Here is a 16,953-nt window from a genome sequence, read left to right as displayed (position 1 = left end):
TTTAAATTACCCCTCAACCACAATTTCCGAAGGTCCCTGTCTAAACAACAAGAAAATAACTATTGCTGTTATTCCACACAAACTCAAACCAACAAACAAGGGTAAAACAGTTATCGTAATATAACTACCAATGTAGGTAGCAATAGGAATGGAAACGAGGGTAGATATAAAACCAGTAATCGCCGCCCCTATTCCAGCAATGTGCCCAATAGGCTCCATAGCAATAGAACGCATATTTCCCCAAATAAATCCTAAACAGAAAAATATTAGCGATAAGAAGATCATTAATACCAGAACACTAGGATTAGCACTATTCCAAAATAAGGCCACATACATCAAAGAAAGTGATGTAAAGGTAATCAAAGCGATAAAGGCTAATTTTCGCATCCCAAAACGCAACACTAAGGTTCCGTTTAAAAAAGTAGAAGTCCCAATAGAAACGGCTAAAGCCGCAAATAAATAAGGAAAGGTTTCTTTTAAATTATATTGATCTTCAAAAACATGCTGTGCGGAACTCAAATACACTAAAAAGGCCCCGGTAATAAGACCTGAAATTGTAGTACAAGCCAAAGTCTCTTTATGCTTTACCAATTCTTTTACGCCGCTAATAAAAACACGAGAAGTAAACTTCACTTTATATTCTGGATGTAAGGTTTCTTTTTGTCTTCTCCAAAACCATGTACCTACAATTAGCGCAAAAAATACTTGCATATAAAATATTGCTTGCCATCCCATATGCTCAAGAATAATTTTACCGAAAGCAGGAGCAATCACAGGAACAAGTATAAAAAATGCAGTAACAAAAGACATTACTTTTGCCATATAGTTCCCCTCATATGTGTCTCTAATTATTGATATAGATATAGTTCTTGCTGCAGACAAACCTATACCCTGCAAGATTCTACCAATGATCATAACTTCTAAAGAATTCGCAAAAACACAGATGAAACTAGAAACGATAAAAATAAAGAAACCAATGTAGATAATTGGCTTTCTACCAAAACTATCTGATAATGGTCCAAAAAATAATTGTCCTACACCCAAGCCCAAGAAAATCATAGTAATTAACAACTGATGATCTGTAGAATCTAAGGTATTAATCGCTATTCCTATGTCTGATAATGCCGGCAATAATGCATCTATAGACAAGGCTACAATAGACATCAAAGACGCCATTAATGCAATGAACTCAAAATTAGGTTTGGCACTCTCTTTTTTCATCCTGCAAAAATAACAATAAGCGAGTTCTAAGAAGGTTCTTTTACGTAATCATTTCTGTTAAATAAATGTAGTATTAATAGAAATTTAAGATGCTTAGATTTTTATATGCTTAAAGCATTGATCCGTTAATCCTATTTATCATTTCGTACTTTATATTCTATTTCAAATACCTATTTTTGTCACAAAATTCATTGAAATGCTTATAATTGGAATTGCGGGAGGAACGGGCTGTGGAAAGACTACAGTTGTAAATCAGATAATTAACGAACTTCCAATAGGTGAAGTTGGTGTTATTTCGCAAGACTCATACTATAATGATTTATCTCATCTCACGCTTCAAGACCGTCGTAAAACAAATTTTGATCATCCAAATTCCATTGATTTTGAACTCTTAACGCAACATTTAAAAGATTTGCGGGAGGGTAAATCAATACAACAGCCTGTATATTCTTTTTTAGAATGCAATAGAACAGACGAAACCGTGCCTACGCATCCTAGAAAAGTAATGATTGTAGAAGGTATTTTAATACTTACCAATCCTGAAATTAGAAAAATGTTTGATATTAAAATATTCGTACATGCAGATTCTGATGAGCGTTTGATCAGACGTTTAAAAAGAGATGTAAATGAGCGCGGCTGGGATCTTGATGAAACCATCAGTAAGTATCAGTCTATAATTAAACCTATGCATGAAGAGTTTATTGAGCCTTCTAAAGAGTACTCTGATATTATTATTCCTAATAATAAATATAATACTGTTGCCGTAGAAATTGTAAAGAGTATTATAAACGAAAAATTGGTGTAATTTAGTAACCTTACGACACGTGCTCAATGAAAATTAAGGAGTTAAAAGAAAAAAAGTGGTTTTCAATCGCTACCAATATGTATGTATTGGTGCTCACCGTATTTGTCATTTGGATGCTTTTTTTTGATACCAATTCTCTTTTAATACATCTTGAACTTAAAAAAGAAATTAATAAGCTCGAGAAAACGAAAGAGTACTTGCAGAATGAAATTGTAAAGGACAAAATTATAATTGAAAAACTATCTGATCAGGACGAGCTTAAAAAATTTGCGAGAGAACAATACTATCTAAAAAGAAAGAACGAAGAAATCTACTTAATAGAATATGCAGATAGCCTAAAAACTGAGGACGATGAATAACACGAAGCTTTTTAAGGAGTTTACCGATGTTTCTACCCAACAGTGGAAGCAAAAAATTCAGTTTGATCTAAAAGGTAAAGATTATAATGAAAGTTTAGTTTGGGAATCTTTAGAAGGTATTAAAGTAAAGCCGTTTTATAATTCAGAAGATAGTGTTTTAGAAAATGCTATCCCGAAGCCTTTAAAACCTTGGAAAATTACGCAAGGTATATACGCAGGTAATGAAGAGATTGCAAATAAAAAAGCCCTTAAAGCCATAGAAAAAGGGGCTGAAAGCATCCTGTTTACACTTCCCGATGAACGTGTTTCGGTTAAAGGACTGCTAGCTTCTATTGATGTACAAAAAATAAGTTTATATTTTGACTTTCAGTTTTTATCCTCTGGATACATTCTTAATGCTCATGCCTACTTAAAAGGCTTAGAAGCCGAATTCTATTTCAATTTTGATCTAATTCATCACCTAACAAAATCGGGTAATTGGTATGCAAGTGCTGAAGAAGATTTTAGGCAGTTTGATGGTATTGCAGCTACCACAAATGCTTTAACACTGGATGTTACCAACTACCAAAATGCAGGAGCAAACCACGTGCAGCAATTAGCTTATAGTTTAGCCCATGCAAATGAATATTTAAACAGAATACCTACTACACAAATTCAAAATTTCCACATCAATTTTAAAATAGCAATAGGTAGTAATTACTTCTTTGAAATTGCTAAAATCAGAGCCCTTCGCCTACTCTATAAGACATTAGCGGCAGCGTACGGAGCTCCGGAAGATTGCAACATATTGGCGGTTACTTCTAAAAGAAATAAAACGATATACGACTATAATACTAATATGCTTCGTAGCACCACAGAATGCATGTCGGCCATATTAGGCGGTGCAAATGCCGTATACAATATTCCTTATGATGCACTATATCATAAAACTAATGAATTTGCGGAGCGTATTGCTCGCAACCAATTAATTGTACTTAAGGAAGAAAGCTACTTTGATAAAACCACTAATCCTGCAGACGGTTCTTATTATATTGAGAGTATTACAAAACAACTGGCAGAAAAAGCATTGGCGCTTTTTAAAGAATTAGAAAAAGCAGGCGGATTCTTAAGTCAGTTGAAAACAAATACCATTCAAAAGAAAATTAAAGAAAGTGCTCAAAAAGAGCAAGAGTTATTTGATGCAAAAAAAGAAATACTAGTAGGCACCAATAAATATGAATCTAGCTTAGATAAAATGAAGGGTGATTTAGAATTATTCCCTTTTGCAAAAAATAAGCCTAGAAAAAGCAGTATAGAACCTATTTTAGAACGAAGGTTATCGGAAGAATTAGAACAAAAAAGGTTGGAAAATGAATAGAAAAGACCTTCAACATATCACGCTAGATACTTCTTCTCTGCAGGAAACGGGTACTCCAACAAGTGCATTTGAAACTGCGGAAGGTATTGATATTAAATCATCCTACTTAAAAGACAATCTCAAAAATGTAGAACATTTAAATTTTGCAGCTGGTATTCCACCTTATTTAAGAGGTCCGTACTCTACCATGTACGTCCTTAGACCGTGGACTATTCGGCAATATGCAGGGTTTTCTACTGCAGAAGAAAGTAATGCCTTTTACAGACGTAATTTAGAAGCAGGCCAGAAAGGGCTTTCAGTAGCTTTTGATTTACCTACCCACAGAGGTTATGACAGTGATCATGAGCGCGTAGTGGGTGATGTTGGAAAAGCAGGGGTTGCCATTGATTCTGTAGAAGACATGAAAATTTTATTTGATGGAATTCCATTAGATAAAATGTCGGTTTCCATGACCATGAATGGTGCTGTTTTACCTATTCTTGCTTTCTATATCGTAGCAGCACAAGAACAAGGCGTTTCATTAGAACAATTATCAGGAACTATTCAAAATGATATTTTAAAGGAGTTTATGGTACGTAATACGTACATCTACCCTCCTACACCCTCCATGCAAATTATTGCAGATATTTTCGAATACACGAGTCAGAAAATGCCAAAATTTAATAGCATTAGTATTTCTGGCTATCACATGCAAGAAGCTGGTGCAACTGCAGATATCGAATTAGCCTATACTTTGGCAGACGGATTAGAATATATTAGAACCGGATTAAAATCTGGCCTTAAAATTGATGAATTTGCCCCACGCCTTTCGTTCTTTTGGGGAATTGGCATGAATCATTTTATGGAGATCGCGAAACTTAGAGCAGGAAGAATGCTCTGGGCAAAATTGGTAAAACAATTTGATCCTAAAACCGATAAATCTTTAGCCTTACGCACGCATTGCCAAACCAGTGGTTGGAGTTTAACAGAGCAAGATCCTTTTAATAATGTAGCTAGAACTACTATTGAAGCTATGGCAGCAGTTTTAGGGGGCACCCAAAGCTTGCACACCAATGCCTTGGATGAAGCCATAGCATTACCAACAGATTTCTCTGCCAGAATAGCAAGAAATACACAACTTTACATTCAAGAAGAAACCAAAGTAACAAAAACGGTAGACCCGTGGGCTGGTAGTTATTATGTAGAAAGCTTAACCCATGAAATTGCAGAAAAAGCATGGGCCCTTTTAGAGGAAGTTGAAGAATTAGGCGGAATGACTAAAGCTATTGAAGCCGGAATTCCGAAAATGCGTATTGAAGAAGCCGCAGCAAAAAAACAAGCAAGAATAGATAGCAATAGAGATAAAATAGTTGGTGTAAATAGTTACCGATTAGAAAAAGAAGATCCACTGCATATTTTAGAAGTTGACAATCAAGAAGTACGTAGACAGCAACTAGAACGCTTGGCACAAATTAGAGAAAACCGCAATGAAGCTGCTGTAAAATCTGCGCTATTAAAGTTAACTAATGCTGCAATAGCAAAGGCAGATGGTACCGAACAAACTTCAGAACCTGATAAAAATTTATTAGCTTTAGCAGTAGAAGCCGCTAGTGTACGTGCCACATTGGGAGAAATCAGTGATGCATTAGAGGCCGTTTACAATAGACACAAAGCAGTTATTAAAACATTTACAGGCGTGTATTCTAAAGAAATTCAAAACAATGAAAGCTTTAAAAAAGCTAGGGAGCTTGCTGATGTTTTTGCACAACAGGACGGTAGAAGACCGCGAATTATGGTTGCAAAAATGGGACAAGATGGTCATGACCGTGGAGCAAAAGTAGTTGCAACCAGTTATGCAGACCTTGGTTTTGATGTAGATATAGGCCCCTTGTTTCAAACACCTGCCGAAGCCGCAAAACAAGCGGTAGAGAATGATGTACATATTTTAGGCGTATCTTCTTTAGCTGCCGGACACAAAACGCTTGTTCCTCAAGTACTAGAAGAATTAAAAAAATACGGCCGTGAAGATATCATGGTGGTGGTTGGTGGTGTCATACCAAAGCAAGATTACCAATTTTTATATGACGCTGGTGCCGTTGCTATTTATGGACCTGGAACTAAAATAAGTGATGCCGCTATAGAAATTTTAGAAATTTTAATTGATTAGGACGTTTACCCGAATATTTAAGCTTTTGGAGCTAAAAAAATATTGTAGTGAATGAAAAATTTGAGAATGTAGAAGATACATAAAGTACAAAATAGTAATTTTTAGTCCTTGTATAAATAATGGTATAAGGTGTTGCACTTTTAGTACTTTATCTACTTAAATAGCTATTGAAAATCAATAATTTAGCGCAAAAAAAATTTCAAAATCTGGCATATTGTATCTTTATAGGTAAAAATATTAACCATTTTTAACGCTCTAAGCCACGTTTATTCACGAACTGTTAACAAAATACATTTTTTAGCATTGTAAATAATCGTATTTTTAGCCCCTAACTTACTTTATATTATGGGCAAGATAATAGCCATAGCAAATCAAAAAGGTGGTGTCGGCAAAACCACTTCAACCGTAAATTTAGCCGCAGCCCTAGGCGTGCTAGAGAAAAAGGTCCTTTTAATTGATGCTGATCCCCAAGCAAATGCAACATCTGGTTTAGGTATAGATGTTGACAGTATCGAAATAGGTACCTACCAATTATTAGAACATACTAAGACAGCAGAAGAAATTATCATTGAAACCACGTCTCCTAATGTAGATTTAATTCCGGCGCATATCGATTTAGTTGCGATTGAGATTGAATTAGTCGATAAGGAAGAGCGTGAATATATGATGAAAAAAAGCATATTGTCACTTAAAGAAAAGTACGATTATATCTTAATAGATTGTGCTCCTTCATTAGGTCTACTAACGTTGAATGCGTTAACCGCTGCAGATTCTGTCATTATTCCTATACAATGTGAATATTTTGCCTTAGAAGGTTTAGGCAAATTATTAAATACCATAAAAAGTATACAACGTATTCATAATCCTGAATTGGATATTGAAGGGATGTTATTAACAATGTATGATTCTCGTCTGCGATTATCTAATCAAGTAGTAGAGGAAGTGCGTAAGCATTTTAGCGAAATGGTTTTTGATACCATTATCCAACGTAATGTGAGATTGAGTGAAGCTCCAAGTTATGGAGAAAGTATTATAAAATATGATGCTTCTAGTAAAGGTGCCGTTAATTATTTAAGTTTAGCACAAGAAGTATTAAACAAAAACAAGGAGAAAGTATAATGGCGAAAGCAACCCAAAAACAAGTATTAGGTAGAGGTCTATCTGCTTTATTGAAAGACCCTGAAAATGATATTAAAACTGCATCCGATAAAAATGCAGATAAAGTTGTTGGTAATATTGTAGAGTTAGATTTAGATGCTATTGAGGTAAACCCTTTTCAGCCGCGTTCTAATTTTAATGATGAAGCTCTGCATGAGCTAGCTTCATCTATTCGAGAATTGGGGGTTATTCAGCCAATTACAGTTCGTAAATTAGAATTTAACAAATACCAGTTAGTTTCTGGGGAAAGAAGATTTAGAGCTTCTAAATTGGTAGGATTAGAAACGGTCCCTGCCTATATCCGTATTGCTAATGATCAAGAATCGTTAGAAATGGCTTTGGTAGAGAATATTCAAAGACAAGATTTAGATCCTATTGAAATTGCATTATCCTACCAACGTTTAATTGATGAAATTCAATTAACGCAAGAAAAAATGAGTGAACGTGTCGGTAAAAAACGTTCTACGATAACTAATTATTTACGTTTACTTAGATTAGATCCTATCATCCAAACAGGTATTAGAGATGGCTTTTTAAGTATGGGTCATGGTAGAGCGCTTGTAAATATTGATAAGAAAGACGACCAGCTTGCTTTATACGAACAAATAATTAGTCAAAATTTATCTGTTCGTGATACAGAAAAAGCCGTAAAAGAATACCAAAACCCAAGTACCAGCCAAAAAGAAACCGTATCTAAAGTAACTAAAACCCCAGGTTTTATTGAAAATAGTTTGAATGATTTTAATTCTTACTTATCTGTAAAAGTTGAGGCAAAAGCTACGGATAAAGGAAAAGGAAAATTAACAATCCCTTTTAATTCTAAGGAGGATTTTGAGCGTATTAAAAAATTAATTCTTGGTGAATAAATTCTTATTTTTTCTACTATTTTTTGTAGGGTTTACTTTTGCGACACAAGCACAAGACGAGAAACCTACACCAAAAGAAGATACTGAATTAGACAGCATTCAAACTGATTTAAAAAGTCAGGGTATTGTTGTTAAAGATTCGGTATTCAAAAAACGTGTTGAAATAAACCCTTTAGCACCCGCCAAAGCTGCATTTTATTCAGCTATAATTCCTGGTTTGGGGCAAGTCTATAATAAAAGGTACTGGAAAGTGCCTATTGTTTACGCTGCCTTAGGAGCCAGTATTTATGCTTACGACTACAACAACACCCAGTACAAACGTTTTAGAACGGCCTTTAAAAGCAGACAAGCAGGTTTTACAGATGACGAGTTTTATGACTTGGCACCTTTTAGCGATACAGAACTTACAGAACCGGAGTTTTCTACAGATGCACTACAGGATGCACAAGAAAACTTTCAAAGAGATCGCGATTTAATGGTCTTGGTTACTATTGGCTTATATGTATTGAATATCATTGATGCTAATGTTGACTCTCACCTAAAACAATTTAATGTAGATGATAATTTAAGTGTAGATTTTCAGCCTTACTTAGATTACAACGAGATTACGGCTCAGCCAAATTATGGTATGGCTTTAACTATAAAATTTTAAAGAACATGAGAATTGCACTCTTCGGATATGGAAAGATGGGGAAAATGATAGAAGCTTTAGCGCTAAAAAAGAACCATACTATCGTCGCAAAAATTGATAATGACACCACTGAAATAGATTTTTCTTCTTTTGATGTTGCTATAGATTTTAGTCAGCCTTCTTCAGCTTTCAATAATATTAAAATGTGTTTAGAAAACAACACTCCAATTATAAGTGGCACTACAGGATGGTTAGACCGTTATGAAGAGGCTGTTATTTTATGTAATGAAAATAATGGAGCCTTTATATATGCTTCTAATTTTAGCCTAGGAGTAAATTTATTTTTTGAGCTTAATGAATATTTAGCTAAAATGATGGCGAATCTAAGAGACTACAATGTATCTCTAGAAGAAATACACCATACGCAAAAACTAGACGCTCCTAGCGGAACTGCTATAACTTTAGCAGAAAGTATTATCAAAAACACTTCATATACAGGTTGGGAATTAGATGCCACCAAAGATCACATACTACCCATAAAAGCAATTAGAGAAGCTAGTGTTCCTGGAACACATAGCGTTACTTACGGCAGTAATGTAGATAGTATTGAAATTAAGCATACAGCACATAATAGAGAAGGGTTTGCTTTAGGCGCCTTAACTGCTGCAGAATGGATTATTGGTAAACATGGCGTTTTTTCTATGAAAGACGTATTACATATTGATTAAGAAACAACAACATACAGCACTAAATACATACGTATAATGAACGGAACGCAGTGGTTAATATTTATAGTAGTTATTCAAGTAATTCACTTTTTAGGTACTTGGAAATTATATATTAAAGCCGGTAGAAAAGGTTGGGAAGCAGCAATACCTGTATATAATGCTATCGTATTGATGAAAATTATCAACCGCCCAAAATGGTGGGTAATTTTGCTATTTATTCCTATCATTAACCTATTAATGTTCCCTGTAATTTGGGTAGAGACCATTCGTAGTTTTGGTAAGAACTCTTTATTAGACACTTGGTTAGTATTATTAAGCTTTGGTTTTTACACGTATTATGTAAATTACGCTCTTGATGTAACCTACATTGAAAATAGAAGTTTACAACCAAAAACAGTTGCAGGAGAATGGGTAAGCTCTATCGTATTTGCTATTGTAGCCGCGAGTATTGTACATACGTATTTTGTACAACCTTATGTAATACCTACATCTTCCTTAGAAAAAACATTATTGGTGGGTGATTTCTTATTTGTAAGTAAATTTCATTACGGCGCAAGAACACCAATGACTACCATAGCCGCTCCAATGGTACATGATACGCTTCCTGTATTGGGTGTAAAATCATATTTAACAAAACCTCAATTACCTTATTTTAGACTACCTGGTTTTAAGAAAGTAAAAAAGAATGATATTGTTGTTTTTAGTTGGCCCGCAGATACGGTGTATCAATTTTTCAAAAAAGATAAAGGGGTTATAAAACCCGTAGATAAAAAATCTAATTACGTAAAACGTTGTGTAGGTACTCCTGGAGATTCGCTTTCTGTAATTAATGGTGATGTATTTATTAACGGAAAAAAATTAGCACTCTCTTACCGCGCTAAACCACAGTTTTACCATACAGTCATTGCAGATAAGGACATAGACAATACTATAATTGATTTAGCCGGCGGGATGCAAAATTACGCTGGTGGTATTATAAAAATCCCAAAAGAGGCCTTATTACAAGATAAAGCAGAAGAAATCTTAAAGACTAGAACTTCTCTTGAACTTATAAAGTCTGATGCTACCTACAATTACTATACAGGTAATTTTTCAGCCAACAATGTCGCTTCATTCTTGAAAGCAGAGAATGTAAAGAATATGGCATTGTTTAATATGACCGATGCTGAAGCAGCTGCTTTAGTGGGTAAATCTGGTATTACCGAAGTTCTTCGTTTTAGTGAACATAATGCAAGTACTGCCGTTTTCCCTCAGAATAAAAATTTAGAAGGTACGGTAGACAATTTTGGACCCGTGTATCTTCCTGAAAAAGGGCAAACGGTAAAGCTTACGCTTGAAAATTTACCATACTATAAAAAAATCATCCGTGATTACGAACATCACACGCTTAGCGTTTCTGGTAACCAGATTATAATTGATGGCACAACTACAGATCAATATACATTTAGCCAAGGGTATTATTGGATGATGGGTGATAATAGACACCGATCTGAAGATAGTAGAATTTGGGGATATGTTCCTGAAGACCATATTGTAGGTACGCCCATATTTATTTGGATGAGTATTGACCATTTCACAGAAGGGTTTAAAAATTGGAATATTCGTTGGGAACGAGTGTTTACTACCGTTAGCGGCGATGGTGAACCTACTTCCTATTTCAAATATTTCTTGATCCTTTTAGTTGCTTATTTCGGATTTGATTATTTTAGAAAAAAGAAGAAGGCTAAAAAAGAATAATACACACTTATGAAAGTTTTAATGCATCCAGGTTATTTCCTTAACCTGACCAATTTTGCAGTAATCGCCCAAAAAGATATTATTTGGGAAGTATCTGGAAATTATCAAAAGCAAAGCTTCAGAAACCGTTGTAATATTGCGAATGACCGTGGCTTTCATACTCTAAGTATTCCGATTAAACACAATGGGAAGAATAAAGGTAGAAATGCGTATGCAGCTGTTTTAATTGACAATAAATATGCTTGGCAACGTCAGCACTGGCGAACCCTACAAACCGCTTACAGAACGTCTCCGTTCTTTGAGTTCTATGAGGATGAAATATCCGAACTATACACAAAGACCTTTGACTCACTACTAGAATTTAATCTTAGAACGATAGAGATTGCTTGTGAGTGTCTACAATTAGAAATGCCTGAAGTTAAGACAAGCATCTTTCACAAGACTCCAGAAGATGACAGTCTTGATGGTCGCAACCTCATAGATGCCAAAAAACAAATAAGCGTTCCACAAGAACCTTATGTTCAAGTTTTTGGAGACCGAAATGGCTTTATTGATAATTTAAGCATTTTAGACTTGCTCTTTAATGAAGGTACCAATGCCCTAAGCTATCTGGAGCAAATGCCACTTGATTTTTTAGATGCTTAGGTTTATAGCACATTACGGAATTCATTTTATAGTCCCCATTCTTATCGGTGTTCTTTTTTTTAAAAGAGAAACTAGAGCTAGGGCTATTATCATACTGTTAGCCGCAATTTTAATTGATGTAGATCATCTTTTTGCTGCACGTATATTTGATCCCAATAGATGTAGCATCAATTTTCATTTCTTTCATCAATACTGGGCTATTGCTATTTACTTTGGATTACTCTTTTTTAAGAAAACTAGAATTTTTGGCATTGCATTATTGCTACATATGGTCGCAGATGCTACCGACTGTTATTTAATGCAGTTAGAAATTAAATGAGGTCATTACCGGAAAGTGATCTGATAGCTTTACGTTATAATTTTTATGTGACAATACTTCAAAGCTATTATCTAAAAGAATAAAATCAATCCGAACAGGATAATATTTAAAGTTATATGTTCTCCCATATCCAGAGCCCTTTTCTTGAAAAGTGTCTAACATTTCTCCTCGAATTGTTTTATAGACATTAGAATACTGCGTGCCATTAAAATCACCACACACAATTACTTTATAGGGCGATTGCTCTTTGTGTTCCTTTATGATTTGCGCTTGTTGCTGTTGCTTCTTAAATGAATTAGTGAGCCTCCGGTAAAGCTTCTTAGACTCCTCCTGAGCTATGATATCTTTATCTGGCACTACACGTAAAGATTCTAAATGAAGGTTGTATACACGAAGCGTGTCTTTTGCCACCACTATATCCACGAAAGCAGCATTATTAGGACTTTCTGGGAAATTAATTAAGCCTTGGTTAATGATAGGATACTTAGAGTAAAAGCCCAATTTAACTTTACCCTGATTGGTTTTATACTCTAGATATTTATATTTATAGTTCACAAAATCATTTTGTTTTCGAAAATTAAATTCTTGAAAACAAATTACATCTGGATTTTCCGTAGTAATTAAATCTAAGGTCTCCTCAAAAACGGCATCATTTTTAATATTCATATTCTTATTAAAACTGCGCACATTAAAAGTCATCAGCGTTACATCTGCCGAAGTATCAGTAGCATTAGAAAAACGTAATTTAAAAAAGGAACTTAGAGAGAGGTAACTAATCAACAAAATAAAGAATGAAAAGAAGGCACGTTTGTTTCTCCCAAATACATAATATAACAGAAACAATAAATTGGATAAGACCAAAATAGGAATGGTAAGGCTAAAAAAAGCTATAAAAGGAACCGTTTCTACAGAAACATAGGGCACCAAACAAGACAGCAGTAACAGTACTCCAAGCAGCACATTAAGACCAAAAATTACTTTACTAAAAAAAGAGCCTATACCCACCTAATTATTCTTTACCTGCTTTAAATAAGAAGTCTTTTTCTGCTTTAGACAGACTTTCATACCCAGATTTACTTATTTTGTCTAAGATAATATCAATTTGTCTTTGGTGTTTTTCTTTATCGGACGCTGCTACGGTTTTTAAATTAGAAGATGGCTTGCGATACACCGTCTTTAAAGGAGCCTTTTTCTCTTTAGTAAATAGGTTTTGAATACTGTCTAACATTCTAGAAAATCCTGCACCTATATCACGCCCCTTTGTTAATTGGCTTGCGTATAAATACCCTATAAAGGCACCCCCTAAATGAGACAACCGGCCGCCAATATTAGAGTTTCCTCCAATAAAGACTAAATCTATCACTATAAAAGTAACCCCTAAATGCCAAAGTTTAATATTAAAAAATATCACCCGCACTTCTTGATTAGGTGTATAGGTGCATACAAAAATCAGCACCGCCATTACTGCCGCAGAAGCACCAATTAATGAATTATTCAAACCTGTTAAGGCCGGAAATATATTATAACTCAGCATAAATAATAATCCGCCGAAAATAGCGCCCAAAAAATATACATTGATAAATTTACGTTCGCCAAACAGGTTCATAAATATCCTACCCGTAAAATAGAGCATGATCATATTAAAAAAGATGTGCCCTAAATTTCCATGAAAAAAAGCATAAGTAACAATAGACCATGGTTGCGTGATAAATGTTCCAAAATCTTTAGGAAGCTCAAACCAATGCACTAAGGCATCAACGCTGGTGCCAAAAAGCACAGCCACTAGTCTTGTTATAATAAACAAGGCTACATTGACCACAATAAGCTTTTCAGCTATATTTAATCGGGTAAATTGATATCTTAGATTTACAGCCATATTAGTCCCAACGGTTCTTATTAAATGAATTTTTCTTCCAATACCACATCATTATAAATCCAAATATTGCACCACCTACGTGGGCCATAAAAGCCGTATTACTCGGACTGAAATAAGATTTTCCTGAAAGTGCAGAAAAAAGATCTAATAATATAATCCCAGGTATAAAGTATTTCGCCTTTATTGGAATGGGTATAAATATCATCATTAGTTCTGCATTAGGCTTCATCACTCCAAAAGCCGCCAATATTCCCATGATACAACCAGAAGCCCCTACCATCGATGCATTGTAAATAGGAAACATTTCTTGCAACTTAAGACGTTGTGCATCATTCACAGACTCTAAAAGCTGATTAGAGCTTAACATTTGTACAATTTGATCTCCTGACAAACCAGAGCTTATTAAGTCGGTATAAGCAGGCAAGTAAGAGAAATAATAAAAGCCAAATTGAAAAATCACGGCTCCTAATCCCGCAGAAAAATACAAGAATAAAAACTGTTTCTTCCCTAAGTAATCTTCTACCGCAGACCCAAACATCCAAAGACCAAACATATTAAACAAAATATGTGAAGGCCCTCCATGCATAAACATATGGGTAATTAATTGCCAAACTTGAAAATTTTCATTTTTAGGAAACCACAAAGCAAACCATTGATACATTTGATCTCCGACCATCAACGTGGCCACGAAGAACAATACATTAATGATAATTAGATGCTTTACCGCTTCAGTAATTCTAATCATTTAAAAGAATTTTTTATCTATATCTTCCCCAGTAAGGGTAATATATATAGGTTTGTTAAACGGACTAATCTTAAATTCCTTACACGCAAATAAATTATTAACTAAGGCCAATTGTGATTCACTATCCAATTGTTCACCCGTTTTTACTGCTAAGGTTTTACTTAATGTTTTAGCCACAATATCTGATTGTGAAAAACTATCTTCCGGAGTATCCATTTGATAGTCAGAAATAAGCTGATCTAAAACCATTCCTACCTCACTTTCAGGCACCAACAAAGGTACACCAGAAATTGAAACATATTCTTCTTCTATCGCATCAAAGGCAAAACCTAAATTTATTAAGCTATCAATAATTTCTTTGATGATATGTACTTCGGTACTTGAAAAATTTAATTGCAATGGAAAAAGTAATTGCTGACTCACCCCTTCCTTAATAGTAATATTCTTCAAGAAATTTTCATACAACACACGTTGGTGTGCTCTGCTCTGGTCTATAATAATCATTCCAGACTTAATTGTAGTTACGATGTACTTACGTTTTAACTGAAATGTAGTAGAAACGGTGTCAATTGCTTCTGCCTGATTATCAAAAATAGAGCCCGTAATGGTTTCTGATTCAAAACTAACACTACTAAAATCTGATTCTTTACCCACTTTAGATTCTAAACCAACATACATATTCTCCCAACCCTTAGTACTAGGCTTTTCATAAGCAGAAGACCTATGACTGGCTTTAGGGGTATCCTCTGCAAAAGGATTGAAGCTAGCATCTACGGATACTCTAGGCACTTCTGCTAATTTTGCCTTATAATCATAAGGCGTTTCTAAGTTTTGATCTGCCTCAAAATCTAAGGCAGGCACTACATTAAACTGCCCTAAAGCATGTTTTATAGCAGAACGCAATAATGCATAAACGGTATGCTCATCATCAAACTTAATCTCTGTTTTTGTTGGGTGTATGTTTATATCAATAGAAGCAGGGTCTACATCTAAGTATAAAAAATAACCCGGATGGTTTTCAGACTTTATTAAACCTTCAAAAGCACTCACTACTGCATGATGCAAATACGGGCTTTTAATAAATCTATTATTAACAAAGAAAAACTGCTCTCCTCTACTCTTCTTAGAAAATTCTGGCTTACTGATAAAACCAGAAATTTTAACCACTTGCGTTTCTTCCTCTACCGGAACGAGCTTTTCATTAGTTTTAGATCCAAATACATTAACAATACGTTGCCTGTAATTAGATTTTGGAAGGTGAAAAATTTCACTTCCATTATTATAAAAATGAAATTGAATATCTGGATGCGCTAAGGCTACACGATGAAATTCATCGGTAATATGCCTGAACTCTACTTGATTAGATTTTAAAAAATTTCGTCTTGCTGGAATATTAAAAAATAGATTCTTAATGCAAAAAGAAGTTCCTTTTGGCGTTACAATAGGTTCTTGAGAACTAATTTTGCTTCCTTCTATTTTTAACTGCACTCCCAGCTCCTCTTCTTCTGTTCGTGTAAGCAGTTCTACATGTGCAATTGCCGCTATAGAAGCAAGTGCTTCTCCTCTAAACCCTTTGGTATGCAAACAAAACAAATCATCTGCGCTTTTTATTTTTGAAGTAGCATGCCGTTCAAAACTTAAACGTGCATCTGTAGCACTCATCCCCACGCCATTATCTACAACCTGGATCAAGGCCTTTCCACCATCTTTAATGATCAATTTTATAGCATCAGCACCAGCATCAATTGCATTTTCTAAAAGCTCTTTTACAACAGAAGCAGGTCGTTGCACTACCTCGCCAGCAGCAATTTGATTCGCAACATGGTCGGGTAAAAGTTGAATTATGTCAGCCATTAAAATCTAGTAAAAAGGGATAAGTCAAAATCAAAAAACCACCAAACAATAAGAACCAGGACTGCAATAATAACTACAAGCCTAAAATTAATATCTCTATTTCCTTTAGTTCTTCCTGCCTTTCTTGCTTCTCCCCAACTGCCACGCATATCACCGGGAACGGTAGCATCTTTATATTTGGAAAATTTAGAATCAATTTTATAAGCATTCTCCACACCCTCGTTCTCCATGTAACGTGGTACGTACTTAAAACTAGTGTTTTTTCTAAGTTTAAACCCTTTTAATCTCAAGATAAGAATGTTATGATTCAGCATCAAAAATACTGAAAATACAGCACTCCACCTGACATCCAATGCTAAAAATTGTTAACATTCCAATCAAGAACTAACAAGTTATAGCATCTGTGGTTGTATACTATGTAGCCTTTAAAATAGATAAACTAAAAATAAGAAGAGAAATTACTGGTCTAATGAGCCTCATATTCATTAAAAAATAAGACTAAGGAA

Annotated in this window: 17 protein-coding genes; 11 read left to right on the top strand and 6 right to left on the bottom strand. The window is 34.7% G+C overall.

All coding sequences use genetic code 11. The features are described from left to right. Positions 1-6: 6 nt before the first annotated feature. Positions 7-1,221: a multidrug effflux MFS transporter gene (locus tag M666_RS11150; RefSeq protein WP_029445913.1), complete on the bottom strand. Its 1,215-nt coding sequence runs from the start codon at positions 1,219-1,221 to the stop codon at positions 7-9. Between the two features lie 196 nt (positions 1,222-1,417). On the opposite strand from M666_RS11150, the gene udk reads away from it, so the two are divergent. From udk to M666_RS11095, 11 genes are all read left to right on the top strand, one after another. Continuing rightward, positions 1,418-2,026 (top strand): uridine kinase, encoded by a 609-nt coding sequence (gene udk, locus M666_RS11145; RefSeq protein ID WP_024480061.1) that lies wholly within the window; start codon positions 1,418-1,420, stop codon positions 2,024-2,026. Positions 2,027-2,052: 26 nt separating this feature from the next. Beyond that, positions 2,053-2,385, top strand: a complete 333-nt coding sequence (locus M666_RS11140; RefSeq protein WP_024480060.1) for an FtsB family cell division protein — start codon at positions 2,053-2,055, stop codon at positions 2,383-2,385. After that, positions 2,378-3,742: a methylmalonyl-CoA mutase subunit beta gene (locus tag M666_RS11135; protein WP_029445912.1), complete on the top strand. Its 1,365-nt coding sequence runs from the start codon at positions 2,378-2,380 to the stop codon at positions 3,740-3,742. Before M666_RS11140 ends, M666_RS11135 begins: the two co-directional genes overlap by 8 nt. Next, positions 3,735-5,888, top strand: a complete 2,154-nt coding sequence (scpA, locus tag M666_RS11130; protein ID WP_029445911.1) for a methylmalonyl-CoA mutase — start codon at positions 3,735-3,737, stop codon at positions 5,886-5,888. The genes M666_RS11135 and scpA overlap by 8 nt, the downstream gene beginning before the upstream one ends. A 345-nt stretch (positions 5,889-6,233) precedes the next feature. Next, positions 6,234-7,007 (top strand): ParA family protein, encoded by a 774-nt coding sequence (locus tag M666_RS11125; RefSeq protein WP_024480057.1) that lies wholly within the window; start codon positions 6,234-6,236, stop codon positions 7,005-7,007. Continuing rightward, positions 7,007-7,912: a ParB/RepB/Spo0J family partition protein gene (locus M666_RS11120; protein WP_024480056.1), complete on the top strand. Its 906-nt coding sequence runs from the start codon at positions 7,007-7,009 to the stop codon at positions 7,910-7,912. The genes M666_RS11125 and M666_RS11120 overlap by 1 nt, the downstream gene beginning before the upstream one ends. Continuing rightward, positions 7,902-8,564, top strand: coding sequence for a DUF5683 domain-containing protein (locus M666_RS11115; protein ID WP_029445910.1), 663 nt, complete (start codon positions 7,902-7,904; stop codon positions 8,562-8,564). The genes M666_RS11120 and M666_RS11115 overlap by 11 nt, the downstream gene beginning before the upstream one ends. A gap of 5 nt (positions 8,565-8,569) precedes the next feature. After that, positions 8,570-9,271 (top strand): 4-hydroxy-tetrahydrodipicolinate reductase, encoded by a 702-nt coding sequence (dapB, locus tag M666_RS11110; RefSeq protein ID WP_029445909.1) that lies wholly within the window; start codon positions 8,570-8,572, stop codon positions 9,269-9,271. Between the two features lie 36 nt (positions 9,272-9,307). After that, positions 9,308-11,008 carry a signal peptidase I gene (gene lepB / locus M666_RS11105; protein ID WP_029445908.1) on the top strand — a complete coding sequence of 567 codons (1,701 nt, stop codon included), beginning with the start codon at positions 9,308-9,310 and terminating at the stop codon, positions 11,006-11,008. Positions 11,009-11,017: 9 nt separating this feature from the next. After that, positions 11,018-11,653 (top strand): WbqC family protein, encoded by a 636-nt coding sequence (locus M666_RS11100; protein WP_029445907.1) that lies wholly within the window; start codon positions 11,018-11,020, stop codon positions 11,651-11,653. After that, entirely contained in the window at positions 11,646-11,972 is a 327-nt protein-coding gene (locus M666_RS11095) for a DUF6122 family protein (protein ID WP_029445906.1), read from the top strand. Before M666_RS11100 ends, M666_RS11095 begins: the two co-directional genes overlap by 8 nt. Here M666_RS11095 and M666_RS11090 read toward each other — a convergent pair. Genes M666_RS11090 through M666_RS11070 form a run of 5 tightly spaced genes read right to left on the bottom strand, consistent with a single transcriptional unit; the run spans position 11,958 to position 16,677 of the window. Next, positions 11,958-12,977 carry an endonuclease/exonuclease/phosphatase family protein gene (locus tag M666_RS11090; protein WP_029445905.1) on the bottom strand — a complete coding sequence of 340 codons (1,020 nt, stop codon included), beginning with the start codon at positions 12,975-12,977 and terminating at the stop codon, positions 11,958-11,960. The genes M666_RS11095 and M666_RS11090 overlap by 15 nt on opposite strands. 4 nt (positions 12,978-12,981) lie before the next feature. Next, entirely contained in the window at positions 12,982-13,848 is an 867-nt protein-coding gene (locus M666_RS11085) for a rhomboid family protein (RefSeq protein ID WP_024480049.1), read from the bottom strand. A gap of 1 nt (position 13,849) precedes the next feature. Continuing rightward, a complete protein-coding gene (locus M666_RS11080; protein ID WP_029445904.1) occupies positions 13,850-14,593 on the bottom strand; it encodes a rhomboid family intramembrane serine protease in 744 nt (247 codons plus the stop codon). Further along, positions 14,594-16,447 (bottom strand): DNA mismatch repair endonuclease MutL, encoded by a 1,854-nt coding sequence (mutL, locus tag M666_RS11075; RefSeq protein ID WP_029445903.1) that lies wholly within the window; start codon positions 16,445-16,447, stop codon positions 14,594-14,596. After that, positions 16,447-16,677: a hypothetical protein gene (locus M666_RS11070; protein ID WP_226989904.1), complete on the bottom strand. Its 231-nt coding sequence runs from the start codon at positions 16,675-16,677 to the stop codon at positions 16,447-16,449. The genes mutL and M666_RS11070 overlap by 1 nt, the downstream gene beginning before the upstream one ends. Positions 16,678-16,953: the final 276 nt, after the last annotated feature.

Source organism: Cellulophaga baltica 18 (assembly GCF_000468615.2).
In the GTDB taxonomy this organism is placed as follows: domain Bacteria; phylum Bacteroidota; class Bacteroidia; order Flavobacteriales; family Flavobacteriaceae; genus Cellulophaga; species Cellulophaga baltica.
This window is presented reverse-complemented; position numbering and strand designations above follow the sequence as displayed.